The sequence below is a fragment of the Polaribacter sp. 2305UL8-11 genome, from assembly GCF_058147165.1.
In genome coordinates, this window is record NZ_JBYVJW010000012.1 from 1 (window position 1) to 26,253 (window position 26,253).

Consider the following 26,253-nt stretch of genomic DNA (forward strand, 5'->3'; position numbering starts at 1 on the left):
TGTCCTGTTCAAATTAACTTTGGGAATATAACAAATCTTGATGTAAAAATTACCAACCATTTTTTGCCACATTACCCGAAAAATATATATAATTGATTTTGAGTAAATAAGATTTCTCCATTACAGTCGAAATGACAAATTTTAATACTTTTCAGACAACCTCTTTTTATTTTTTACAATATAAAGTTTGCAATTATAAAAGGTATTCCCATAAAACATAAATAGCTTAGAAATACAACTAAAAAAGACATTGCTCCTGTACCAAAAGCGTCTTTTGGGTTTTTAAATACTTTGTATAACAAATATGAGATATAGACAAATACCAGAAAATTAAAAATAATTAACTCTCTGTTATAAACCAATCTCGTTAAAATAGCAATAATAGTTGCGTGTCCTACAATAAATGAATTGATGGCTAAATGCTCAAAAAAATTAAATTTTTTAAAAAATAGTCTTGTAAAGATTGATGCGTAGATGATATATGTAAGCCATAGGAATTTCATTTTATTTTTCATAAAATACCCTAATTTCATACCCATTTCTTGAGCCCCAAAAACATCTACTTTTGAAAGTTTAGGAGATGCACCTTTTGGTAAAAAAGAATCTATAAAAAGATAAACACTAATTGTTATAATAGCATAACTAATAGGGTTTAAAATATAGCGTCTTTTACCATTAATATATTTTAAAATTGTTTTTTTAGGATAAAGTGTTAAATGTTTAAGATTATATAACAACCCTTTATCCATATCAACAAAACCAGAAAAAACAGATTGTAAAGTTGATTGAAATGTTATTCTTTGTATGTGCTTTTTTTCGCCACAAGAAGGACAAAAATCTCCTTCAAAATTAATGTTGCAATTTATACATGCCATAAAATGAGCTCTTATTCTTTATAAACACCCATTTCTGCATATTTATCCATTCTTTTGGCAACTAAATCTTTGTCATTCAAATCTTTTAACTCTTTGTAAGCAGCAACAATTTGGTTTTGCACTGCGTTAAAAGCGCCTTCTCTATCTGTATGTGCTCCACCAACTGGTTCTTGTATGATTCCGTCAATTAACTTTAGCTTTTTCATGTCATTACCTGTTAATTTAAGAGCTTCTGCTGCTTGCTCTTTAAATTCCCAACTTCTCCATAAAATTGAAGAACAAGATTCTGGAGAAATAACAGTATACCAAGTATTTTCCATCATATACACTCTATCTCCTACTCCAATTCCTAAAGCTCCTCCAGAAGCTCCTTCACCAATAACAATAGTTATAATTGGTGTTTTTAAACGAGTCATTTCAAAGATGTTTCTTGCAATTGCTTCTCCTTGTCCACGTTCTTCTGCTTCTAAACCAGGATATGCTCCAGGTGTGTCTAATAAAGTAACCACAGGAATTCTAAATTTCTCTGCCATTTTCATTAAACGCAATGCTTTTCTATATCCTTCAGGATTTGCCATCCCAAAATTTCTTAATTGACGTGTTTTGGTATTGAACCCTTTTTGTTGGCCAATAAACATAAAAGATTGATTGCCTATTTTACCTAAACCACCAATCATAGCCTTATCATCTTTCACATTCCTATCTCCATGCAATTCCATAAAAGTATCACCACAAATAGCTTTGATATAATCTAATGTGTATGGTCTGTTTGGATGTCTAGATAATTGGACTCTTTGCCAAGGTGTTAAATTTTTATAGATATCTTTTCTAGCTGTAGCTAGTTTTTTTTCAATTTTTTTGCAAGTTGCACTTACATCTACATCACTTTCTTCTCCAATAATTTGACACTTATCTAATTGATCTAGAAGCTCTTTAATTGGCATTTCAAAATCTAAATATTCCATATTGTAGTTCTCTGATTTTAGTTGTTTGGAGTAACAAACATACTATAAAATTTAATGTTTTTATCAAAAAGTGTTTACTTTTTTCTAACAGTTTTGTTCTTAATTTTCTGTTTTAGTGCAGACTTATTCTTTATAATACCGTTTAAAATTACTACAAATAAAACAATAAATGCACCTAAATAAAATTCTGGATTCATTTTTTCTTTATCTCCAAAGATAAAAAGTGCTAAAATAATGGCGTAAATAGGTTCTAAATTTATAGTAAGCATTACTGTGTAAGGAGATAGGTATTTCATCACTTTAACAGAAGCAATAAATGCATACGCTGTACATACGCTGCTTAAAATAAATAGATAAATCCAATCCATTTTTGCTAATTGAAAAAATGCAATTGAAAAATCAGCATTAAAAAACAAGTAACAAGCTACAAATAAAGTACCAAATAAAAGTTGGTATAATGAAATTGAATTGGCATCATATCTTTTAATAAAAAGTCCATTTAAAACAGCAAATAAAGCACCTAAAAATGAAGATATTAATGCATAAATAATTCCTAATTTGTATTCACTCTCAAAATTAAAGATGATGTATAAACCTGCAATAACAAGAAGTCCAAGAATAATTTCTAATAATTTTATTTTCCTTTTAAAAAAAACAGGTTCTATTAAAGAGGTAAAAAAGGCTCCTGTACTCATTGTTACTAAAGCTATAGAAACGTTAGATACTTTGATGGCTTTGAAAAAGAAAATCCAATGAATGGCAATGATGATCCCAGACACCAAGAACTTTAGCAATCCTTTTTTATCTACATAAAAAGATTTCTTTTTTATTAAAAAGTAAAATGTAATAAATAAAACAGCCAAAGCCATTCTAAAAAAAACAAGTGGTATTGCATTTATAGAAATTAATGCTCCCAGAATTGCAGTAAAACCCCATATAAAAACAATTAAGTGGAGTAAAAGATAATTTTTAAATTTACTTTCTAGCATTTATATATAAATAAACAGCAATACAACCAAAAATTATATTAGGAGTCCAAACATAAATAAAGGAGTTTACACCTGCAACTGCTCCCAAAACTTCAGAAATTTTCATTAAAAAAATATACATAAACATAATTCCAACTCCTATTGCTAAATTTACTCCTGTACCTCCTCTTTTTTTCCTAAAAGCCAAGGCAACAGCTATAATAGTTAGTATATAAGTTGCTATTGGCAAACTCGTTCTTTTGTGTAGTTCTACCCAATAAGCGTTTAAATTTTTTACACCTCTTTTTTTAGAAATGTTTATAAATTTCATTAACTCATTAGAGGGCATTTCTTGTGATAATGCAGATTGATAAATTAAATCTTTTGGTGTAAAGCTTAATACTGTATCTATTTTATTGCCAGAAAAAATACTATCCTTTTTTTTATAAAGTAATCGTTTTCTCCAATTTAAAAGCGTAAAAGTAGAGTCTTTTGTATTGTATCTTATACTATTTGCACTAAACTTAGATTTTAACTTTATACCATCATAAATTTCTGATGTAAAATCATATCCAGAATTACTACTCGTGTTAAAACTTCTAATAAAAATGTAAGTGCTATCTGTTAATTGCAAACTAAAGTCAGAAACATATTTTAGGGCATTTTTTTGTCTGGTATTACTAATAAATTCTTTTTCAAACTTTTTTCTTGTTTTACTACTATTAGGAACCACAAAATGGTTCATTAACAAAGAAATTATTGTAATTAAAGTTGCTCCAACAAAATAAGGATACAAGAAACGCGTAAAAGAAACTTTTGCATTTGTTATTGCAATTATTTCTGTATTGTTAGATAGTTTAGATGTGAATAAAATTACTGCAATAAATAACGCCAAAGGCATAAATGTATTTGCATAATAAATGGTAAAATTTACATAATACTCTTCTACAACTTGATTAAAACCCAAATTGGGATGCTCTAAAAAATTATCAATTTTTTCAGAAATATCAATTGCAATGGCAATAGGAATTAAGATTAGTAAGGTAAAAATAAAGGTTACCAAAAATCTTTTTAATATGTACCAATCTATTATCTTCACTTAGTGTTGTGTAATTATGTAACTGTTTAATTGTGTAATTGTTTACTGCAACTGCAAACTAAAAACTACAATCTCTTGTCCATTTGTTTTACCATTTTATCTTTCCATTCTCTAAAATCTCCTGCTAAGATATGTTTTCTTGCTTCACGAGTTAACCAAACATAAAAACCTAAATTATGAATGGAAGCAATTTGTTTTCCTAACATTTCTTTTGAAGCAAACAAATGGCGTAAATATGCCTTAGAATATAAAGTATCTACAGCAGTTATTCCCATTTCATCTATTGGAGAAAAATCTTCTGCCCATTTTTTGTTTTTAATATTAATGGTACCATGTGCTGTAAATAACATTCCATTTCTTGCGTTTCTGGTTGGCATAACACAATCGAACATATCTATACCTAAAGCAATATTTTCAAGAATATTTATTGGAGTTCCAACCCCCATTAAATAACGTGGTTTTTCTTTTGGTAAAATTGCTGTAACTACTTCTGTCATTGCATACATTTCTTCTGCAGGTTCTCCTACAGAAAGACCTCCAATTGCATTTGCTTGCTGATTTGAATTCGCAATATACTCTGCAGATTGTTTTCTTAAATCTTTATAGGTACTTCCTTGTACAATTGGCATAAACGTTTGTTCGAAACCATATTTGTATGGTAATTTTTCTAGGTGATTTATACATCTATCCAACCATCTATGTGTCATGTGCATAGAACGTTTTGCATAATTATATTCACAAGGATAAGGTGTACATTCATCAAACGCCATAATAATATCTGCACCTATTGTACGTTGTGTTTCCATTACATTTTCTGGAGTAAAAAAATGCATAGAGCCATCTATATGACTTTTAAACTTTACGCCTTCTTCATTGATTTTTCTTCGTCCAGAAAGAGAATATACTTGGTAACCACCAGAATCTGTTAAGATATTTCTATCCCAGTTCATAAACTTGTGTAAACCTCCTGCTTTTTCTAAAATATCTAAGCCAGGACGTAAATATAAATGATAGGTATTTCCCAAAATAATATCAGGATTTACTTGTTCTTTTAACTCTGTTTGATGCACTCCTTTTACAGTACCAACAGTTCCTACAGGCATAAAAATGGGTGTTTCTATTACACCATGGTCTGTAGTAATGCTTCCTGCTCTTGCTTGACTTTTTGGGTCTGTTGTTTTTAAGTCGAATTTCATTGCTGGCAAAGATACTATTATTTAAGAATTGATATAGCAATGAGTTGTTATATAAAACCAAAAATTAATGGTTTGAAATTGCTGGCAAAAATGTGCGTTAAGGATTGACGTGGAAATCCTTTTTTGGAGGTACGAAAAAAAAGATTGTAACAAAAGCCTGACCTGAAAGGAACGCCCTAAAAAAAAAAATTATCTTCGTTTCTTTTTAGATGAAAAACTACTATTTTTTCTTTTATTTTTTGGTGATGATTTTCTAAAAGATGCACTTTTTTTATTAAAATCGTTTTTAGATGGTGCTAACTTTTTCTTAGTAATTTTCTGTTTTGGTTTTTCTTTAGGTATAGAAGCTTCTTCTGTTTTAGAGGATGAGGAAATCATTTTATTAATTTCTTGCATTTCCTCTTCTGTCAATTCTCTCCAGTCTCCAGTTTGTAAATACCCCAACTGTACGTTCATAATTCGAGTACGTTTTAGCTTTGTTACTTGGTAATCTAAATAGTCGCACATACGTCTAATTTGACGATTTAAACCTTGTGTTAGAATAATTTTAAAGATTTTATCGCTAATTTTTTCTACTTTACATTTTTTGGTTATTGTACCCAAAATTGGGATTCCATTTCCCATTTTTTGAATAAAATCATCAGTTATCGATTTGTTTACAGAAACAAAATATTCTTTTTCGTGATTGTTACCTGCTCTTAAAATTTTATTTACAATGTCTCCATCATTTGTTAAAAAAATTAAACCTTCTGATGGTTTGTCTAAACGTCCAACAGGAAACAACCTTTCTGGATAATTAATGTGTTTTATAATATTATTGGGTTCTCTATCATCTGTAGTAGAAACAATACCAACTGGTTTGTTTAAGGCAATATATAACGTTTTATTTTTTGGCTTTACAAGACGACCATCTAATTTTACAACATCTTTTTTACCAACTCTATTTCCTAATTGAGTTGGTTTTCCATTAATAGTAACTCTACCTTCATTTATAAATTTTTCTGCTTCTCTTCTAGAGCATATTCCAGAAGAACTGATGTATTTATTTAGGTTTGTTGTTTTTTGATTATTAGAATCCAAAGAAAAATATTTAAGGCAAAAATAAGTAAAGTTACATTAGTTCTTGATACAATTTTTTATCAAAAAATACTTGAACAAACATTCTTAAAAATCTAAAATTCTATGGTTCTAAAAGTTAAATTAATTCTTGGAGAATTTACTTTTTTTGTAGGTGGTAATCTATGCAACCAATTGGTTTGAGTCCCTTTTTTCATGACCAACAAACTTCCATTTTCTAGAATGATATCAACTCTTTGTTTGTTTTGTTTATGTTTAAAAGAAAATTTACGTTCTGCACCTAAAGATAGTGATGCAATTGCTCCGTTTTTCTTCAACATTTTTTCTCCATCTGAATGATATGCCATTCCTTCTGCTCCTGAATGATATAAATTTAACAAACAAGAATTATAGGTTTCTCCTGTTTCCTTTTCTACTATTTCTTTCAATTCTATTAATTCTTTGGTAAATAGATTTGCTGTTTTGGTTACTTTAGAATAGGTATATGAGAACTCTTCATGTCCATACCAAGCAACTTTTCTTTTGGTAATTATTTTTTTACCAAAGATAATGGCTTCATCATTTTTCCATAGAATTGTTTGCATCAATTGGTTGTAGTAAAAATCACATTGCTTTCTGTTTAAAACAATTCCATGGTAATTTGTAATTCCATCAAAAGGGAGAATGTTTTTTACTTTTTCTGTAGAAAATAAATCCATAAATTAAAGGTACAAAAAAACCTTAAAAATTAATGACAAACTTTAATGATTGCACTTTTTTATAATCGGTTCAGTTTTGTATAATAAAAAAAATCAAAAAACGTCCTAATTTGTATCCTCCTATTGTTTTAGAACTTCTCTAATCTAAAAACTATACTCTCTTTTTTTTGAAGTACTTATTATTGTATTTTAAAATAAATATGATCATTCTTCAAGATTTTATAAAAAAACTGGGAATTAATTTAAGTAATAATTGTAAAGAAGCACTTTCAAAATATTCCATTCTAAAACTAAAAAAAGGAGAATATTTTCTTAAAGAAGGTAATTTATCTAACAAAATAGGCTTTTTAATAAGCGGAAAAATTATTCATTATTATAATATTGAAGGTAAACAAGTTACAAGATGGGTTACAATAGATAAAAATTTTATAACTGGTTTTGTAAGTTTTGTAGAAGAAACACCTAGTTTAGAAAATCTTTTATGCATTAAAGATGTTGAAATAATTATATATAGTAAAAGTTATTTTATAAATACTTTAATGAAATTTGAAGAAATTCAATTTGCTTGGAGAAAAATTTTAGAATTCAATGTAATTGGCTATGAAAATCGTATTTATCAAATGCTAACAACCAATGCAGAAGAAAGGTATTTGAATTTTCTAAAAACACACCCTCAGTTTATATCTCAAGTTCCTCAAAAATACATCGCATCAATGTTAGGGATAGAACCTAGGCATCTTTCAAGAATTCGTAAAAATATTTCAAAAAGCAATTAAATAGACATTTGTCCTTTTTACGAAAGAATTAATATATCAATTTTGTAAGATTAAATCATTTAGCTATAAAATTAAAAAATGGATAGAAGAGAATTTATAATTGGGTCTACTGCATTAATTACAATGACTACATTATCTTGTTATGGTTATGGGACATCTGAAAAAAAATTAAAAGATAAAATAAAACGACCAGATCCCAATAATTTTAAAGACCCCATTTTTAAAGCCATTGCGTATGGTGTTAGCGCATCTAACCCTCATAATACACAAGCTTGGAAGTTTAAAATTCTCAATGATAAGCAAATGCTTCTTTTTGTAGATGTACTAAGAATTTTACCTGAAACAGATCCAACAACTAGACAAATTCATATTGGTTGTGGTTGCTTTTTAGAAACTGCTTCTATTGGCATGACACAAGAAGGCTATTCTTCTAAAATAGAATATTTTCCTAGTGGAGAATATAATATTACAGAAATAGGAGAATTACCTGTGGCAAAATTATCTTTAACAGAAGATATTAATGTTACAAATTCTCCTTTAAACAAAGTGCTTCTTAATAGACGAACCTCTCGATTGCAATTTTCTGATGAAATTATAGATACTAAAACTTGGAATATTATCAATCAATTAATTAATAATAAACATAATAATATTAAATTAATAACAGAAACAAAAATTTTGAATACTATAAGTCCAATTTTATCTGAAGGTATGAAAGTGGAAAGTTACACTTATAGAACCAATGAAGAGTCTAGAAAATGGTTTAGAGAAAATGATGAAAGAATAGAAAGTGAAAAAGATGGAATTAACTTATCAGGAAATGGTATTAAAGGGATAAAAAAATGGTTTGCAGAAAGACAATTAAAAGGCCTTTCTTCTGAAACGTGGAATAAAAAGGAAATAATAGATTACACTTTAAAAAATCATCATAAAAAAGTAAATTCTTCTGCAAATATTATTACAATTACATCAAATTCAAATACTATGGTTGATTGGGTAAAAGCAGGGCAAGATTATTCTCGTCTTCAATTATCATGCTTACTTAATGGTTTTTTTATGCATCCTTTAAGTCAGGTTTTGCAAGAGTTTGATGAAATGAAACATTTAAAGTTAAAATTTGAAACTGCAATGGGAGTAAAAGGAAATGAGAAAATACAAATGGCTTTAAGGTGTGGAAAATCAAGAAAACCTTATCTAACCTATAGAAGAGGTATAAAAGATATGATCGTTTTATAAAATTAAAAAAAATAGACTACCTAATTTTATTTTATTATTAATCTAAAGAGTTTAAAACCTTTTATTTCAATTTTAATAAATATTTGTGAGATATTTATAAGTGAGTTAACAAAATTAAAAAGGAAAAAAAATCTCTTTGAAAAGAAAATAGACTGATATCAGTCTATTTTTTTTAGATATATTTAATAATGAATGAAACAATAGTAGGTTTAGCAATTATTGCAAGTATTTTTATAGGGTATTTTATAAGTATCTCATTAGTAACTACATCTTTTTATAAAAGTCGTGCCAATAATTATCTTTCAATATCGCTATTCTTGATAGCAAGCATAATATTTATAGGTTTTTTTAGCACAAATAATCTTTTTTTTGCTTTTTTAGACAATATAGTTTTAGACCTTCTACTTGGTGCTACTATATTTTCTTATTTTTTAATTCATATTAAGCATCCACTCCTTATTAAAAACAGTTATAAATATATCTATGCACCGTTTTTAATTTCTGTATTGCTCGAAATTTCTATTTCTTTTTCAGAGTATTTTTTAGGCTTAAATAACTCATTTTTTGACCTATTAATAATGAATATTAAAGAAATAACATCAATAGTCTTTAATTTGTTTTTAATTTTTTATGCTAGGAAATTAATATTAAACTCAAAAAATATTTTAAAAGATAAAAAACGATGGTTATTAAGATTTAATTCTTTTATTATTTGTATTATAGTATGTTTTGCTTTAGCTTGGTTAGAAGAATATATATTTTACTCTAGCTATATTTATAGTATTCTATGGATACTAATTGGTTTATTATTTTGGTGGGTATTATATTATGGAATATTTAGACTTCAAATAATAGTTCAAAAAGAGGAAATACATAACTATTTAAGTTCAAAAAAAACACCTATTGTTCGTACTAAAAAGAAAATAAACAGCTCAACTACTTCTAAAATTATTACACAGCTTTATAAGTTAATGGAAGAAGAAGAATTATATAAAAACCCTCTTTTAAGCAGATTAGATTTAGCAACTAGATTGGAGACAAGTGAAGGATATTTATCTCAAATTATAAATCAGGAAATAAATAAAAGTGTCATTCAATTTGTAAACGAGTATAGAATTGAAGCTGCTAAAAATTTATTACATGATTCAGTATTTAATAAATATTCTATAGAAGCTATTGGCTTAGAAGCAGGTTTTAAATCTAAGAGTGCTTTTTACAGTGCCTTTAAAACAAGTTTAGAAATGTCTCCAGGAGCATACAGAAAACTTCAAAAAACTTCCTAATTCGTTAAAACTTACTATTTCAGTACTTCTTACTACTAGAATTTAACTTTTTGTTTTCTTTTCAAATTTACATTTGCAGCATATAAATTTAAAACATAAACAATGAAAAAATTAGTATTAGTAGCTATTGTGGCTATTTTAAGATTGTCAAATGTAAATGCGCAAGAAGTTAAATTTGGAATCAAAGGAGGTTTAAACTTTTCAGAAATTAATTGGAATAATTCAGGAAACCGTTATCGAAACTCAGATTTTAATCTGGGCTTTATGTCAGAAATACCTATCTCTGAAAAATTTTCTTTTCAACCGGAATTGTTGTATTCTGGACAAGGTGGCTCTTCAATTAACTTAAACTATTTAAACATTCCTTTAATGGGGAAATATTATTTAGCAGAAGGACTAAGTATAGAAGCTGGACCTCAAGTAGGTTTTTTACTTTCAGCAAAATCGAATGGTACAAACTTAAAAAGTTCGTTTAACAAACTTGACTTTGGTGCTAATTTTGGTTTAGGCTATAAACTTAAAAATGGGCTTAATTTTGGAGTAAGGTATAATCTAGGGTTATCAAAAATTAACAATACAAATACGGTTAGCCAATTTTCTGGCAAAAGTAAGAATAAATTATTTCAATTATCTATTGGTTACTTCTTTTAGAAAATTAATAACTTTAAATGTAAAAACCCAGGTTAATAAACTTGGGTTTTTACATTCTTTAAATATCATTTTTAAAAATCTAAAAATATAGTAACATATAAAGTATTTATTTTCAAAAGATTTAAACTAAAATAGTCCTGATTTGTTTAATCCTACCATTCTAGTACTTCTACAGCAACAAAATCAGTCTTTTATACTTATTCTCTCTATATTTTTGCTTACTCAAACCTAAAAAATTAATTAAATGAAAACAATATTTTCAAAAAAAACAAATCAAAATAATAATTCGATTTCAAACCTAATTATAATTATACTATTTACAATTACTACAATATCATGTTCAAAATCTGATGATATATGTACAGCAACAAATCTATGTGGAGTATCGCAAGAAATTAAAGATTTAATTTATTTTAAAGGAGAAGAAAACGCTTCAACTGTTATACTTAATGTACAAGGTGGTCCTAGTTCTACTCTCAGCACAAATGAAGTTGATACTTTTTTTGGAGGAGCATTTAATACAACTAATATTTTAATGGCTAATGTAAAACAAACGCTGATGTTAAACCCTAGTATTCTAGAAGGTAATGATATTACATTAGACCAAGCAGTTAATTTTAATACAGAAAGTGTAGAAATACTACATAAAGTTGTTAAATATTTTAAAGATCAAGGTAGAACAGTTTATGTTTTAGGAGTATCATATGGTGCTTTTATAACACAAGATCTTATTGTAAAAAAAGGAATAGATGTAGCTGATAAATATATAATTGTATCTGGCAGATTAGATATGAATGAGATTTTGTGGCAAGGGTTAGCTGAAGGAAAAGAAGCAGGGTTTGTAAATGGAGTTACACCAATGATAGAACCAGCTCCACATCCTGATGTAGTTGAAAGAAATGGTTTAAGATTGCAAGCAGGATTTGGAAAGAACAGATATACGCAACTTTTAAACACTATAAATGATTTATCAAATTTAACATACGTTTATGGTACAATTGATGAAGCTGTTGGAACTCTTACTGCTGAAGAAGTTACCTTTTTAGAATCTAAAAATGCCAACATAGTTTCGGGTCCTTATGATCATACAGACACTTATGAACTTTTAATAGTTCAGACGCTTATTGATCAGTTTGGTGTACATCTTAATTAATAAAAATATACTTATAAATACCTCATTTATTTTTAGAATATTAAAATTTAGTAAAAAGAACACAAATTAGTAAACAATGAAAAAAAACATATTACTATTCGTAATCATATTATTATCAATAATAAATGTAAACGCACAAAAAGAAATAGAATCTTTAACTTACAAAGACACTCAAGATTATACTTTTTTTAAAAAGATAAAAAATAGAACATTAGTAAAAAAATATACCACAATTAATAATAATGTAATTAAAATTGGTGATACTATTGTTTTAGGCAAACCAACCTCTGAAGAATTAAAGACTAGAACTTATTCTTTAGGTTATGGAACTAAGTTAAGAGGAGGATTATCAGATTCAAGAACTACAAGTAAAAAAACGTATGAATTTATTCAAATGGGAAGACCTGCTGGCTTTGGAAATATTATGACCTCTCTAGCTGGTGAATCTCAAATAATGGCAGATATTAAATTAAAAAATACAAAAGCAATTGTAAAAGAAATAAAAGCATATCACAGAGGTAGTAAAAAGAAACCTTTATACCTAGTTATGGTTCTAGGAGAAGTCAATGGTAGAGCTTTTGGTCTAAATAAATATTTAAGTGTTATGGATACTGAGTTAGCAATTGAACTAGGTGAAGTTTTACTAAAAAACAGAAAAATGACTAGAAAAGAAGCAATTTTAAAATTAAAAGAAGCCAAAGAGTTGGTAGAAATTGAAATGATGACAAAAAAAGAGTTTGAAAATTTAAAAAACAAATTACGTCCAATTATAATGAAAAAAACTTATCAGAATTAACCTCATTATATCAACAAAAAATAATCAAATACGTTATAAATCATAAAATAAACAAATGAAAAAATTAAATACTTTATTTTTTGCAATTTCTGCTTTATTGAGCTGTTCTCATAGTAATTGTGAAGGAGAATATAATATTCCATCTCAAAACTTCACTTTTGAAATTATTGACAAAATTAGTGGAGAGAATTTATTTTCAAACGGAACTTTTGTTCCTGAAGAAATACAAATAACTAACACTCTTAATAATCATCCAGTTGAATTTTCATTCATAACAGAAAACAACATACATCATATCCAAATCAAATCAGCTTCTTTAGAAACAAAAATCATAAACCTCAAATTTGTTATTTCGAATAATCATCTTTTTGATTTTTATTCTAATGGTGAATTAATTATGAAAGAATGTTTTAGTTATTTTAAATATAAAGAAATAACAATAAAAGAATCTGAATTTATAATAGACGCTCAAACAGGAGTTTATAAAATTCTTGTAGAGTAAAAACAATTTATAAAATGTCCTAATCCGTAAAATCATTTATATCAGTACATTTAAAATCTTAAAATTAACATTTCATTTTTATTTGAAACATAGATTTGCATCTGTTAATTTAAAAATATAAAATCATGAAAAAAACAAATATAATCTTATTACTTCTAATGTTATCATTCTCACTAATGAGCTTTAGTTATACAAATAGTAATAAACCGAAATCAATAGATATAAATACTATTAGTAATTTAAAACAATATGTTGGTGATTACGTCTATGAGGCAGCTGGAATTACATTAAAGATTTACACAAAAGAGGAAGAGAATAATACCAAACTTTATTTTTACGTATCTGGAGATAGAGAAAGTGAATTAGTTAAAACTGGAAAACACAAATTTTCTTTTAAAACAGAGAGAGAATTTAAAGTAGAATTTAAGAATTTAGAAAATGGTGTTTTTAATGAATTAATTCTAATACAACCACAAGGTACAGTAAAAGCAGTTCGTAATGGAAAGGCAAAAATTGATGATTTAATTAGTATTGATGACAAACTTATCGAGAAAAACTTTTCAGGAGTTATTTTAGTCGCTAAAAATGATAGTATCATATTTAACAAAGCATATGGTAAAAAAAATAGTGAAAAGAATGGGCTAAATGATATAAATACTGTTTTTGATATTTGCTCTATAACAAAGCAATTTACTGCTGCAGGAATAATGAAGCTGTTAATGCAAAACAAAGTTTCAGTTAATGATAAATTATCAAAATACTTTGATGCTGTTCCTAAAGACAAAAAAAATATAACTATTCATCAGTTGTTAACACATTCTTCTGGTTTAATAAGTGATGTAGGAGATGATTATGACACTATTACAGAAGAAAAATTTTTAAAAAAAGTATTTAAAAGTAAACTAATAAGTTCAGTTGGAAAAAAATTTAATTACTCTAATATAGGATATAGCTTACTTGGTTTAATCATTGAGAAAGTTAGTGGATTGGATTATGAAGCTTTTTTAAACAAGGAAATTTTTAAACCCTTAAAAATGAACCATACTGGTTATATAATACCAGAATGGAAAAATAACGAGGTCGCTAACGGTTTTTTAAATGGAAATGAAGCTAAAAAACCAAACGAAGAAAACTGGAGTAAACAAGGCCCATATCTAAATTTAAAAGGAAATGGAGGTATCTTAACAAGAGCAAGTGACTTATTACTTTGGAGCAAAGCTATACAAAACAAAACAATACTAGATGAAGTAACAACCTCTAAATATCTCTATCCGCATTTTCAAACTAATAGTTTGTACAGTAATTATGGTTATGGATGGGGAATAGAAAATAGCAATTCTGAAAATAAGTTGGTGGTTCATGGTGGTGCAAGTGATCTATTTGGTTCAGATTTATGGATATACCCTAATAAAGGAATTACCATCATTGTATTAAGCAATATACAAGAGGAGTATATCTATTCAATAGCTAGAAAGATATCAAATTTTTTATTAGCAAAGTAACAATACTAAATTATACAACAATTATAACTTTTAAGTTAAAACAAAAATGAAAAAAGCAAACATAACTTTATTACTTCTAATGCTATCATTAATACTAACAAGCTTTATTTATAAAAATAGCAACAAGTATCCACCAATGTTAACTAGACATGACAAAAAGGAAGTCGAGTTTCTCAAACTTGCTAAACAATTCGAAAAATATATTTGTCACTTAAACCTACCTGATTGCGAAGGCACAATTATTGCAGATCAATGGGTGTTATCAGCCGCTCATTGTGCCATAGAAATTGTAGATAAATTTAATGCTGGACGAAAACATTTTGTTATTATTAACGGAGATGAAATTGAAGTAGATAAAGTTATAATGTATCCAACTTGGATGACCAGACAAGCTGGTGATGATGATGATATTGCCCTTATACATTTAAAAACAAAACCCAATAATGCGATGCAAGCAAAATTATATATAGATAATGACGAAGTAGATAAACTAATCTATATGGTAGGAAGAGGTGATAAAGGCAATGGGTTGATTGGAGTAAATGGTAACGATGGTAAACAAAGAGGAGCTACAAATAGAATTGAAAGAGCAACTAAAAAATGGTTGTATTGGACATTTGATCATCCAGACACAAAAACAAAATATCTTACAGAGTATGAAGGGATTAGTGGACCTGGTGATAGTGGAGGTCCAGCTTTTATCTTAAAAGATGTAAAGTATACTTAGCAGGAATTAGTTCAGGACAAGACCAAAAAGGTGGAGATGAAGGACTTTATGGTGTAGAAGAATTCTATACAAGAGTATCGCATTATATAAAATGGATTAATGATGAAATGACAGGAAATGGTGCTGTTTCTAATGAAATGCATAGAGTAAAACCGAAAATTGATGCTATTGACCCAAGACCCAAAGCCATATCTATAAATGCTACTACTTTAAAACAATATGTGGGTGAGTATGAAATGCAGGGTATAACTATAAAGGTTTACACAAAAGAGAATGATACTAAGCTTTATTTTTTATTGCCAGAAAATCCGGAATTGGAATTTATTGCAACTAAAGAAAACGAATTTTCTTCTAAGATAATTGAAGGATTTAAATTAGAATTCAAAAAACTAAAAAATGGCGTTTTTAATGAATTAATTATAATACAACCAGAACCTAACGGAATATTAAAAGCGGTTCGTAAATAAAAAAGAATTAAAGTCAAATGGTAGTAATTTTAAAAACAAAATGTATCAATCAAAATTTTCTTTTACATTTATATTAACTTTCATATTAATCTCAAATGTTGGCTTGTCTCAAAATTTAATTTTAAAGGGGACAGTTATGGGAATTAAAAGTGAAAAATTAGCATATGTAAATATTGGAATAAAAAACAAAAATATTGGAACCATATCTAATAAAGATGGTAATTTTAGTTTAAAAATAGATAAAGAAAACAAATCTGATAGTTTATCTTTTTCATATTTAGGTTATAAACAACTTAACATTAAAATTTCTGATATTATTAAGAAAAACATCAGTGAATTTATTCTTAAAGAGGAACTATTCTCTTTAGATGAAGTTATCATTATTTCAAAGAAAACAAAAGTAAAAAAGATAGGAACAAAATCATTTGTTAGTTTTGTTGTTGGCGAGATTCGATCAGATAATAATCAGAATAACAATATTAGAGAGTTTGCAAAAAAACTTAAAATAAAAAAGCCTACAAAACTTTTAGATGTAAATATTGTACTTTCCAATGTAACTATTGGTTCTGCAAGATTTAGAGTAAATTTTTATACTATAAAAAACAATCTACCCTATAAAAAAATAGGTTCAAAAAATATCATCATTGAAAAAGAAATAACAAATGGTTGGAATACCTTCGACTTAAAAAAATTCGATTTACAATTTAAAAAATCAGTCTTTATTACAATAGAATACTTACCTCAAGAATACAAAGAACAAGAACCATTTCGTTATAATGGCCAATTATTAGGAAGATCCATTACTCGTTCATCGAGTTTAGGTAATTGGAATATAACAAAAGGTGCTAAGATAGCAATGTATGTAACAGTAAGGCAATAAATAATTGCAAATTAATAGAAAAAAATATATAGTTATTAAAAATAAAGATGGACAAATTATCAATAATAGGAAGTGGAATTGGAGGGTTAGTTACAGCGCTTTGTTTTGATAAATTAGAAATTAATTATAAATTATATGAACGCAGTCAAACTTTAAAAGAAGTAGGCTCAGGAATCTGGCTATCACCAAATGCTCTACAAGTAATAGAATGGATAAATCCTAAATTATTAATTGAAATACAAAACGCAGGCAATACTTTTAATCGAATTTTAGTAGCTGATCATAAACTAAAGCCAATAATAGACTCATCCCAACAGTTTGTAAAACAAAAATTCGGATATACTACTATGGCAATTCATAGAGGGAAATTGCAGAAGATTCTACATGCTTATTTAAATAAAGAAAATATTCTATTGGGTAAAGAATTTAAAAGTTATTCAAAAAATAATGATAACTCTTACAATATTCATTTTATAGATAATACTTCGATTCAAACAAACTCAATAATTGGTGCTGATGGTATACATTCTAGTGTAAGAAAACATTTGTTCCCTGAAAGTAAATTGAGATACTCAGGACAAACTTGTTGGAGAGGTGTTTCTGATTTTGAACTTATCTCAGGACATAATTCTATTGGGTTTACACTATGGGGAAAAAAACTGCAATTTGGAGTCTCTAAGTTAGAGGAAAATAAAACATATTGGTTTGCCGTAAAATTAAGCAAACCTAATCAAAAGGATGATAAAGAATCATTAAAATTAAAGTTAACTGAAATGTTCTCTGAATTTCATCCAGTAGTAAAAGAGTTAATAAAAAACACATCAGCTGAAAAAATATTTAGGAGAGATTTATCTGATTTAGATTTATTAAAAAAGTGGAATTTTGAAAAAATTTGCCTTATAGGAGATGCAGCACATAGTATGACACCAGATTTAGGTCAAGGAGGTGCACAAGCTATTGAAGATGCTTTTTATCTATCAAATTTTATTAAAAACTCAAAAAATATTGAAAAAGCATTCAATAGATTTTTCCTTTTTAGAAAAGATAAAGTTCATAAATTAGTTAAGCAATCTAGGGTTACATCAAAATTTGCAATCACAAGAAGACCTACAGAAATTATCAGGAATATTATTTTGAGAAGCTATCCAGAAAAACTTATGCAAAAGCAAATGTTAGATTTATATACGATAGATAAAAATATACTTTAGGTTTCAAACAATACATTAATTTCTAAGCAATGGTAACAGTCTTTTAGTACATATAGTTTTTATCAATAAAAATGAAACAAAGTTTAACTTATTATATTACTCTATTAATTATTAAATTAAAGGGTGTAAAAATAGATTTTAGCAGAGACCCAATAGATTTCAAAAAAATTAGAAGAGAAGATGTTCATTGTCCCAAAAGCAAATTTTATAAAAATAATACTCTACAACATTTTAAAATTCTAGATTCCTTAATTACTGAAATTGGGTTGAATAAATGTTCTGATAAACTTTTAATATTTATACACGGAGGTGCTTTTATTTCAGGTCCTGCCAAGCATCATTGGGATACTGCAAAAAAAATTGCTACTCAAACCAATTATAAGATTTGGATGTGTGATTATCCAAAATCACCCGAAAATAAGATATCTAAGATATCAGAAAACATAGATTTAATCTATAAAAAAGCTATTAAAGAATTTCTACCAAATAAAATTTCTTTAATTGGAGATTCCGTTGGTGGAACTTTAATAGTCAGTTTAACTCAACGATTGATTATTAGAGATGTAAAACTGCCGACAAGAATAATTTTGATTACTCCAGTTATGGATGCAAGCTTGTCTAATTCTGAAATAGAAGTAGTTGATAAAATTGATCCCATGCTTTCAAAAACTGGAGTGTTAAGTGCAAAAAAAATGTGCATTGAAAATGATGATTTAAAAAACGTAATGATTTCACCTTTATATGGAAGTTTTGAAGGATTTCCCAATATAACTTTATTTCTTGCCAAAAATGACATTATGTATCCAGATGGAAAGTTAGCTGAAATAAAGATGAAAAAAGCAAATGTAAAACTCAACGTAATTGAAGGCTGCAATATGCCACACATTTGGCCTTTGTTACCAGTAATGAAAGAAGCGAAAATCTCATTAAATGAAATAATTGAAATATTAAAAAATGACTAAAATACATTTAACAAAAAACGCTAGTCAATTATAAAGCAGCAATGAATAAGATAAACCAGTATTTAATTTTAAAAGATAAAAGAAAATTAGGATTTGCTGAATATGGTAACTCAGATGGTTTTCCAATTATTTATTGTCATGGCTCTCAAAGTTCCAGACTTGAGATGCATTATGATATCTCATTCACTTTAGAGAACAATATAAGAATAATTACTATTGATAGACCTGGTCATGGAATTTCAGATTTTAACAAAAATGGTAGCATTTTAAGTTTTGCAAAAGATGTAAAAGAATTAACAAAACACTTAGGCATTAATAAATTTTCAGTAGCAGGAATGTCGGCAGGTTCTCCCTTTGCATTGGCAATAGCTTATTTATTTCCTGATATCATTTATAAAGTTTCAATAATAAGTGGATTTGCACCATTCAATGAAGAATATAAAAAATATTTATCTAAAGAAATTAAATTAATGCTAAACCTTGCAAAATCATTTCCTTATTTATTGAAAATTTTGCTAAAATTTCAAGCAAAATTAATAAGAAAAAATCCCAAAAAAGTTCTAAAAAGTATTTTGAAAATTATGAGTAAACCGGATCAGGAAACTCTAAAAAATAAGAAAGTAATGAAAATTATTGAAATCACATTTAAAGAATCTTTTAGAAATGGTAGTAAAGGCATCGCTTATGAAACTTCTAATATTTTAGTTACAGGTTGGGGGTTTGAATTAAATAAAATTCAAGTCCCAGTTACATTTTGGCATGGAGAAAAAGATAATAACGTTCCATTTGAATGGGCTAAACTAATGACAAATAAAATTAGTCTCGCTTCTTTAAAAAAATATCCTAATGAAGGACATTTATTAATATTTAAATACGCTAAAGAAATATTTACTAATTTAAAACTAAATATTACATAACAATATTTAAGCAGTCAATTATCTATACTACATAGTTTATTTGCGTATTGCTAAATCAATAACTTTATATTACTTTTCGACGTTTTTAAAAATAAAAACCTCGTAATATTTAATTACGAGGTTTTTTTGCGGAGAAAGAGGGATTCGAACCCCCGGACCTGTTACAGTCAACAGTTTTCAAGACTGCCGCATTCGACCACTCTGCCATTTCTCCAAGTGTCTCATCAGGTATTCCCTGAATGCGGATGCAAATATAGAAAGCTTTTTTATTTTCTGAAACAAAAAACACATTATTTTTTATCTTTTTTGGATATCATCTAAAACTTCTATTATTTCATTAATAATCAGCAGTTATATTTAAATACTGAATGTTAGAAATCATTAATTAGAAGCCTGTAATAATAAAATTTCATACACTAGTTTAGTATATTTGCAATTAATATTCTAATTTTCTATTATGTCATTTAATTCTTTCGGAAATTTATTAAAAATTACTACGTATGGAGAATCTCATGGAACTGCCATTGGTGGTATTATTGACGGGTTTCCTGCTGGTTTAGAGGTTGATTTTGATGCGATTCAAGATGAATTAAACAGACGTAAACCTGGTCAATCTAAAATAGTTACTCAAAGAAAAGAACCAGACACTGTAGAATTTTTATCAGGAATTTTTGAAGGAAAGACAACTGGTACATCTATTGGATTTATTATAAAAAACACCAATCAAAAGAGTAAAGATTATAATCACAATACAAATATTTACAGACCTTCTCATGCTGATTATACGTATGATCAAAAATATGGTTTAAGAGATTATAGAGGTGGAGGAAGAAGTTCTGCTCGTGAAACTGCAAATTGGGTGGTTGCTGGTGCTTTAGCAAAACAATTAATTGCAAAAATAAACATCAATGCTTTTACATCTTCAGTAGGTGATATTTTTATGGAAAAACCTTATCAAGATGTAGATTTTTCAAAAACTGAAAACAATATTGTTCGCTGTCCAGATGAAGAATCTGCAGAAAAAATGATTGCTAAAATCAAAGAAATTAGAAAAGCTGGTGATACTATTGGAGGAACCATTACTTGTGTTGCTCAAAATGTTCCTGTAGGTTTAGGTGAACCGATTTTTAAAAAATTACATGCACAATTAGGTAGTGCAATGCTATCAATTAATGCTGTAAAAGGATTTGAATTTGGTAGCGGTTTTTGCGGAGCAAAAATGAAAGGTTCTGAGCATAATGATATTTTTAATGCAGATGGTTCTACTAAAACTAATTTGTCTGGAGGAATTCAAGGTGGAATTTCAAATGGAATGGACATTTATTTTAGAGTAGCTTTTAAACCTGTAGCAACAATTATGAGTTCTCAACAAACTATAAATTCTGAAAACGAAGTTACCGAAATTACTGGTAAAGGAAGACATGACCCATGTGTTGTGCCAAGAGCTGTGCCTATTGTAGAAGCTATGACTGCTTTAGTTTTAGCAGATTTTTATTTATTAAATAGAACAAGAACTGTATAAAAATGTAAAAAGCGAAACACTAAGTTTCGCTTTTTACATTTTATGCTTGTCCTGTAGGACCAAAATTCATTGGAATTGGAGGTTGTTCGTAATCTTTTATTTCTCCATGGGCATCTTCAAATTTTCTTACATTATCTGCTAAAGCTTGAGTTAGTCTTTTTGCATGTTGTGGCGTTAAAATAATTCTCGATTTTACTTTTGCCTTTGGCACACCTGGCATAATATTAATAAAATCTACAATAAATTCTGACATTGAATGATTGATAATTGCCAAATTAGAGTAAGTCCCTTCTGCTATTTCTTGATCTAATTCAATATTTATTTGCCCCTCTTTATTTTGATTTTCTTCCATGATTATGATGTATAATTTGTTTACTGTTTAACTGCGTTCTTAAAGTATTATTAAAAAGAAAAAGTTGAATTGAATAGTGTAATTAACTTACAGTAAACAATTCAACTTTTAAAATATTTAAACGTCTACACGTTTTAGAAACTTTGTTCTATCTCGTCTTTAGGTCCTACTAAAATCTTATCATAAGATCTCATACCTGTACCAGCTGGAATTTTCTTACCAACAATTACATTTTCTTTCAAGCCTTCTAACGTATCTATTTTACCATTTACAGCGGCTTCATTTAATACTTTTGTAGTTTCTTGGAAAGAAGCTGCAGATATAAATGATTTGGTCTGTAAAGAAGCTCTTGTAATACCTTGTAAAACTTGTTCTGCTGTTGCAGGCCTTGCATCTCTTGCTTCTACTAATTTCTGATCATTTCTTCTTAATAAAGAATTTTCATCTCTTAGTTGACGCGCAGATATAATTTGACCTGCTTTTAAGTTTTCAGAGTCTCCAGCATCTTCCACAACTTTCATTCCGTAAATAGCATCATTTTCTTTGATAAAGTCAGTTTTATGGATTAATTGATTCTCCAAAAATAGAGTATCTCCAGAATCTATAATCTTTACTTTACGCATCATTTGACGAACTACAACCTCGAAATGTTTGTCGTTAATTTTTACACCTTGTAAACGATAAACTTCTTGAATTTCGTTAACTAAGTATTCTTGTACTGCAGAAGGTCCTTTAATTCTTAAAATATCAGAAGGAGTTGTAGCTCCATCAGATAATGGCATACCAGCTTTAATAAAGTCGTTTTCTTGAACTAAAATTTGGTTAGAAAGTTTTACTAAATACTTGCTAATTTCTCCTGTTTTAGATTCAACAATAATCTCTCTATTACCTCTTTTAATTTTACCAAAAGAAACCACACCATCAATTTCAGAAACTACAGATGGATTAGAAGGATTACGTGCTTCGAACAATTCTGTTACACGAGGTAAACCCCCTGTAATATCTCCTGCTTTTCCAGATTTTCTTGGTATTTTAACTAATGTTTTTCCGCTTTCTACAGCTTCACCATCATCTACCATTAAATGAGCACCAACAGGTAAACTATAAGAACGTAATGCATTACCATCTTCATCTTCTATAATTAAAGAAGCAATAATTTTCTTATTCTTAGAATCTGTCATTACTTTTTCTTGGAAACCTGTTTGTTCATCAATTTCTACAGCATAATTAATACCCTGTTCTAAATTATCAAACTTTACTTTTCCTGTAAATTCAGAAACAATTACCCCATTAAATGGATCCCATTGTACAATTACATCTCCTTTTTTAATAGACTTTCTTTCTTTGTCAAAAATAATAGAACCGTAAGGTAAAATGTTTGTACTTTGTAATATACCAGTTTTCTTGTCTGTTATTTTAATTTCTGCTGTTCTAGAAATTACAATATCAACTGGGTTACCATCATTATCTTTACCAACAACTGTTCGTAAATCTTCAATAGTAACTTTACCATCAAACTTAGCAATTAATTTATTTTCTTCAGAAATGTTACCTGCAACACCACCAACGTGGAATGTACGTAATGTTAATTGTGTACCAGGCTCTCCAATAGATTGTGCTGCAATTACACCAACTGCCTCACCAATTTGTACTTTGTTTAATGTTGATAAACTCTGTCCATAACATTTTGCACAAATACCTTTGTCAGACTCACATGTTAATGCAGATCTTACTTCTACAGAATCAATTCCAGATTTTTCTACTGCAATTGCTAATTGAGAAGTAATAGGTTGGTTTGCTTCTAAAATTAATTCTTCTGTTAATGGATGATATACATCGCTTAAAGAAACTCTACCTTCTATTCTATCTGATATAGATTCTACAATCTCATCATTTTTCTTTAAAGGTGCTACTTCTAAACCTCTTAATGTACCACAATCTTCTTCATTTACAATTACATCTTGTGAAACATCCACCAATCTACGTGTTAAGTAACCAGCATCAGCTGTTTTTAAAGCGGTATCTGCTAATCCTTTACGTGCACCGTGAGTTGAGATAAAGTATTCAAGAATTGATAATCCTTCTTTAAAGTTAGAAAGAATTGGATTCTCAATAATTTCTCCACCACCAGCTGTAGATTTTTTAGGTTTTGCCATTAATCCACGCATACCAGTTAACTGACGAATCTGTTCTTTAGATCCCCTAGCTCCAGAGTCAAGCATCATATATACTGAGTTGAAACCTTGTTGGTCTTCACGCAAACGTTTCATAGATAACTCAGTTAAATCGTTATTGGTTCTTCCCCAAATATCAATTACCTGATTGTAACGCTCTTTTTGCGTTAACATACCCATGTTATAGTTAGATACAATGATGTCTACCTCTTTATTTGCTTCATCAATCATAGATTGTTTTTCTTTAGGAATAATAATATCTCCTAATGAAAAAGACAACCCACCTTGAAAGGCAAACTTGTATCCCATATTTTTTATTTCATCTAAGAATGCTCCTGTTGTAGGAATATCTGTAGCTTTTAAAATACCACCAATAATTCCACGTAAGTTTTTCTTAGTTAAAACTTCATTAATATAACCAGCAGCAGCAGGAACTTTTTCATTAAATAAAACTCTACCAACAGTAGTTTTTATAATTTTAGTTACTTGCTCTCCATTCTCGTCTATATCTTGAGTTCTTACTTTAATACCAGCATTTAAGTCTACTTTTTCTTCGTTAAAAGCAATCGTAACTTCTTCTGGTGAATAGAAAGTTAGTCCTTCTCCTTTAATTGGTACTTCTGGAGTAGAAATTCTTTCTTTAGTCATATAGTATAAACCAAGTACCATATCTTGAGAAGGTACTGTTACTGGTGCACCATTTGCAGGGTTTAAGATATTATGAGAAGCCAACATTAATAATTGTGCTTCTAAAATAGCTTCTGGTCCTAATGGTAAGTGAACCGCCATTTGATCTCCATCAAAATCCGCATTAAATGCAGAACAAGATAATGGGTGTAATTGGATTGCTTTTCCTTCAATTAATTTTGGTTGAAAAGCTTGGATACCTAATCTGTGTAAAGTAGGAGCCCTGTTTAATAAAACTGGATGTCCTTTAATTACATTTTCTAAAATATCCCAAACAACTGGTTCTTTTCTATCTATTATTTTCTTTGCAGATTTTACTGTTTTTACAATTCCTCTTTCAATTAATTTACGGATTACAAAAGGCTTATAAAGTTCAGCTGCCATATCTTTTGGGATACCACATTCTGACAATTTTAATTCTGGTCCAACAACAATTACAGAACGTGCAGAATAATCAACACGTTTTCCTAATAAATTTTGACGGAAACGTCCTTGTTTACCTTTTAAGGAATCTGATAAAGATTTTAAAGGTCTGTTAGATTCTGTTTTTACTGCTGATGATTTACGTGTGTTATCAAATAATGAATCTACAGATTCTTGTAACATACGCTTTTCATTACGTAAAATAACTTCTGGAGCTTTTATTTCAACTAATCTTTTTAAACGATTGTTTCTAATAATAACTCTTCTATATAAGTCATTTAAATCTGAAGTTGCAAAACGACCACCATCTAATGGAACTAAAGGACGTAATTCTGGTGGAATTACTGGTATTGCCTTCATAATCATCCACTCAGGATTATTCTCTCTATTTTTTTGAGAATCTTTAAATGCTTCTACAACATTTAAACGTTTTAAAGCTTCAGTTTTACGTTGTTTAGACGTTTCTGTGTTTGCTTTGTGTCTTAATTCAAAAGATAAAGATTCTAAATCTATACGTGCTAATAAATCAATCAAACACTCTGCACCCATTTTAGCAATAAACTTATTTGGGTCTGCATCATCTAAATATTGATTTTCTTGTGGAAGTTCATCAACAATATCTAAGTATTCTTCTTCTGTTAAGAAATCCATTTTTTGTAATGGTTCTCCTTCTACATTTTTTGCAATACCTGGTTGAATTACTACGTAACGTTCGTAGTAAATAATCATATCTAACTTTTTAGATGGTAAGCCTAAAAGGTATCCCATTTTGTTAGGTAATGATCTAAAGTACCAAATATGAGCTACTGGTACAACTAAATTGATGTGCCCTACTCTATCTCTACGTACTTTCTTTTCTGTTACTTCTACCCCACATCTATCACAAACAATACCTTTGTAACGAATTCTTTTGTACTTACCACAAGCACATTCATAATCCTTAACAGGACCAAAAATACGCTCACAGAATAAACCATCACGTTCTGGTTTGTGTGTACGATAATTTATAGTTTCTGGTTTTAAAACTTCACCTTTAGAAACTTCTAAAATTGCTTCTGGTGATGATAAACCAATTGAGATTTTATTGAACTTTTTTACAGTGTACTTCTCTTGTTTTCTTGCCATGTCTTTTAATAAGTATTCAGTTGGCAGTATTC

24 protein-coding genes and 1 tRNA gene are annotated in these 26,253 nt (G+C 28.3%); 15 read left to right on the forward strand and 10 right to left on the reverse strand.

Annotation, left to right across the window (positions count from 1 at the left end):
• Positions 1 to 173: 173 nt before the first annotated feature.
• The 7 genes from ACY2RW_RS11480 to ACY2RW_RS11510 all read right to left on the reverse strand — a co-directional run bounded on the left by ACY2RW_RS11480 (position 174) and on the right by ACY2RW_RS11510 (position 6,878).
• Positions 174 to 875 (reverse strand): DUF3667 domain-containing protein, encoded by a 702-nt coding sequence (locus ACY2RW_RS11480; protein ID WP_490122875.1) that lies wholly within the window; start codon positions 873 to 875, stop codon positions 174 to 176.
• 11 nt (positions 876 to 886) lie between these two features.
• The gene (locus ACY2RW_RS11485) at positions 887 to 1,840 is read right to left on the reverse strand and encodes an acetyl-CoA carboxylase carboxyltransferase subunit alpha (protein ID WP_490122876.1); all 954 of its coding nucleotides are present in this window, start codon (positions 1,838 to 1,840) and stop codon (positions 887 to 889) included.
• Between the two features lie 74 nt (positions 1,841 to 1,914).
• Positions 1,915 to 2,829: a DMT family transporter gene (locus ACY2RW_RS11490; protein WP_490122877.1), complete on the reverse strand. Its 915-nt coding sequence runs from the start codon at positions 2,827 to 2,829 to the stop codon at positions 1,915 to 1,917.
• A complete protein-coding gene (locus tag ACY2RW_RS11495) occupies positions 2,816 to 3,907 on the reverse strand; it encodes an LptF/LptG family permease (RefSeq protein WP_490122878.1) in 1,092 nt (363 codons plus the stop codon). The genes ACY2RW_RS11490 and ACY2RW_RS11495 overlap by 14 nt, the downstream gene beginning before the upstream one ends.
• Before the next feature lie 65 nt (positions 3,908 to 3,972).
• Positions 3,973 to 5,103 carry a tRNA guanosine(34) transglycosylase Tgt gene (gene tgt / locus ACY2RW_RS11500; protein ID WP_490122879.1) on the reverse strand — a complete coding sequence of 377 codons (1,131 nt, stop codon included), beginning with the start codon at positions 5,101 to 5,103 and terminating at the stop codon, positions 3,973 to 3,975.
• 189 nt (positions 5,104 to 5,292) lie between these two features.
• The gene (gene rluF, locus ACY2RW_RS11505) at positions 5,293 to 6,183 is read right to left on the reverse strand and encodes a 23S rRNA pseudouridine(2604) synthase RluF (RefSeq protein ID WP_490122880.1); all 891 of its coding nucleotides are present in this window, start codon (positions 6,181 to 6,183) and stop codon (positions 5,293 to 5,295) included.
• A gap of 92 nt (positions 6,184 to 6,275) precedes the next feature.
• Positions 6,276 to 6,878 (reverse strand): alpha-ketoglutarate-dependent dioxygenase AlkB family protein, encoded by a 603-nt coding sequence (locus ACY2RW_RS11510; RefSeq protein ID WP_490122881.1) that lies wholly within the window; start codon positions 6,876 to 6,878, stop codon positions 6,276 to 6,278.
• A gap of 200 nt (positions 6,879 to 7,078) precedes the next feature.
• Here ACY2RW_RS11510 and ACY2RW_RS11515 point away from each other — a divergent pair, with 200 nt between their 5' ends.
• From ACY2RW_RS11515 to ACY2RW_RS11580, 14 genes are all read left to right on the forward strand, one after another.
• Positions 7,079 to 7,654 (forward strand): Crp/Fnr family transcriptional regulator, encoded by a 576-nt coding sequence (locus tag ACY2RW_RS11515; protein WP_490122882.1) that lies wholly within the window; start codon positions 7,079 to 7,081, stop codon positions 7,652 to 7,654.
• A 78-nt stretch (positions 7,655 to 7,732) separates the two neighbouring features.
• Positions 7,733 to 8,890 (forward strand): Acg family FMN-binding oxidoreductase, encoded by a 1,158-nt coding sequence (locus ACY2RW_RS11520; protein WP_490122883.1) that lies wholly within the window; start codon positions 7,733 to 7,735, stop codon positions 8,888 to 8,890.
• A 188-nt stretch (positions 8,891 to 9,078) separates the two neighbouring features.
• A complete protein-coding gene (locus ACY2RW_RS11525) occupies positions 9,079 to 10,173 on the forward strand; it encodes a helix-turn-helix domain-containing protein (protein ID WP_490122884.1) in 1,095 nt (364 codons plus the stop codon).
• Positions 10,174 to 10,275: 102 nt separating this feature from the next.
• Positions 10,276 to 10,824, forward strand: a complete 549-nt coding sequence (locus ACY2RW_RS11530) for a porin family protein (protein ID WP_490122885.1) — start codon at positions 10,276 to 10,278, stop codon at positions 10,822 to 10,824.
• A 244-nt stretch (positions 10,825 to 11,068) separates the two neighbouring features.
• Positions 11,069 to 11,977 carry a hypothetical protein gene (locus ACY2RW_RS11535; protein WP_490122886.1) on the forward strand — a complete coding sequence of 303 codons (909 nt, stop codon included), beginning with the start codon at positions 11,069 to 11,071 and terminating at the stop codon, positions 11,975 to 11,977.
• A 76-nt stretch (positions 11,978 to 12,053) separates the two neighbouring features.
• On the forward strand, positions 12,054 to 12,773 hold the full coding sequence (locus ACY2RW_RS11540; protein WP_490122887.1) for a hypothetical protein: 720 nt from the start codon (positions 12,054 to 12,056) through the stop codon (positions 12,771 to 12,773).
• A gap of 55 nt (positions 12,774 to 12,828) precedes the next feature.
• Positions 12,829 to 13,275, forward strand: a complete 447-nt coding sequence (locus tag ACY2RW_RS11545; protein WP_490122888.1) for a hypothetical protein — start codon at positions 12,829 to 12,831, stop codon at positions 13,273 to 13,275.
• A 125-nt stretch (positions 13,276 to 13,400) separates the two neighbouring features.
• Positions 13,401 to 14,777 carry a serine hydrolase domain-containing protein gene (locus ACY2RW_RS11550; RefSeq protein WP_490122889.1) on the forward strand — a complete coding sequence of 459 codons (1,377 nt, stop codon included), beginning with the start codon at positions 13,401 to 13,403 and terminating at the stop codon, positions 14,775 to 14,777.
• A gap of 46 nt (positions 14,778 to 14,823) precedes the next feature.
• On the forward strand, positions 14,824 to 15,504 hold the full coding sequence (locus tag ACY2RW_RS11555; RefSeq protein WP_490122890.1) for a trypsin-like serine protease: 681 nt from the start codon (positions 14,824 to 14,826) through the stop codon (positions 15,502 to 15,504).
• A 107-nt stretch (positions 15,505 to 15,611) separates the two neighbouring features.
• Complete coding sequence (locus ACY2RW_RS11560; protein ID WP_490122891.1) at positions 15,612 to 15,971, forward strand: hypothetical protein; 360 nt, start codon at positions 15,612 to 15,614, stop codon at positions 15,969 to 15,971.
• 136 nt (positions 15,972 to 16,107) lie between these two features.
• Positions 16,108 to 16,851, forward strand: coding sequence for a carboxypeptidase-like regulatory domain-containing protein (locus ACY2RW_RS11565; RefSeq protein WP_490122892.1), 744 nt, complete (start codon positions 16,108 to 16,110; stop codon positions 16,849 to 16,851).
• A 47-nt stretch (positions 16,852 to 16,898) separates the two neighbouring features.
• Entirely contained in the window at positions 16,899 to 18,059 is a 1,161-nt protein-coding gene (locus ACY2RW_RS11570) for an FAD-dependent monooxygenase (RefSeq protein ID WP_490122893.1), read from the forward strand.
• A gap of 71 nt (positions 18,060 to 18,130) precedes the next feature.
• Positions 18,131 to 19,021 (forward strand): alpha/beta hydrolase, encoded by an 891-nt coding sequence (locus ACY2RW_RS11575; protein WP_490122894.1) that lies wholly within the window; start codon positions 18,131 to 18,133, stop codon positions 19,019 to 19,021.
• 41 nt (positions 19,022 to 19,062) lie between these two features.
• Positions 19,063 to 19,938 (forward strand): alpha/beta fold hydrolase, encoded by an 876-nt coding sequence (locus tag ACY2RW_RS11580; RefSeq protein WP_490122895.1) that lies wholly within the window; start codon positions 19,063 to 19,065, stop codon positions 19,936 to 19,938.
• Positions 19,939 to 20,067: 129 nt separating this feature from the next.
• Here the strand turns inward: ACY2RW_RS11580 and ACY2RW_RS11585 are convergent.
• A tRNA-Ser gene (locus tag ACY2RW_RS11585) sits at positions 20,068 to 20,152 on the reverse strand.
• 243 nt (positions 20,153 to 20,395) lie between these two features.
• Here ACY2RW_RS11585 and aroC point away from each other — a divergent pair.
• A complete protein-coding gene (aroC, locus tag ACY2RW_RS11590) occupies positions 20,396 to 21,460 on the forward strand; it encodes a chorismate synthase (protein WP_490122896.1) in 1,065 nt (354 codons plus the stop codon).
• Positions 21,461 to 21,500: 40 nt separating this feature from the next.
• On the opposite strand, the gene ACY2RW_RS11595 is transcribed toward aroC, so the two are convergent.
• Both ACY2RW_RS11595 and rpoC read right to left on the reverse strand, forming a co-directional pair.
• Entirely contained in the window at positions 21,501 to 21,812 is a 312-nt protein-coding gene (locus tag ACY2RW_RS11595; protein ID WP_490122897.1) for a DUF3467 domain-containing protein, read from the reverse strand.
• 134 nt (positions 21,813 to 21,946) lie between these two features.
• Positions 21,947 to 26,221, reverse strand: a complete 4,275-nt coding sequence (gene rpoC / locus ACY2RW_RS11600; protein ID WP_490122898.1) for a DNA-directed RNA polymerase subunit beta' — start codon at positions 26,219 to 26,221, stop codon at positions 21,947 to 21,949.
• Positions 26,222 to 26,253 lie beyond the last annotated feature (32 nt).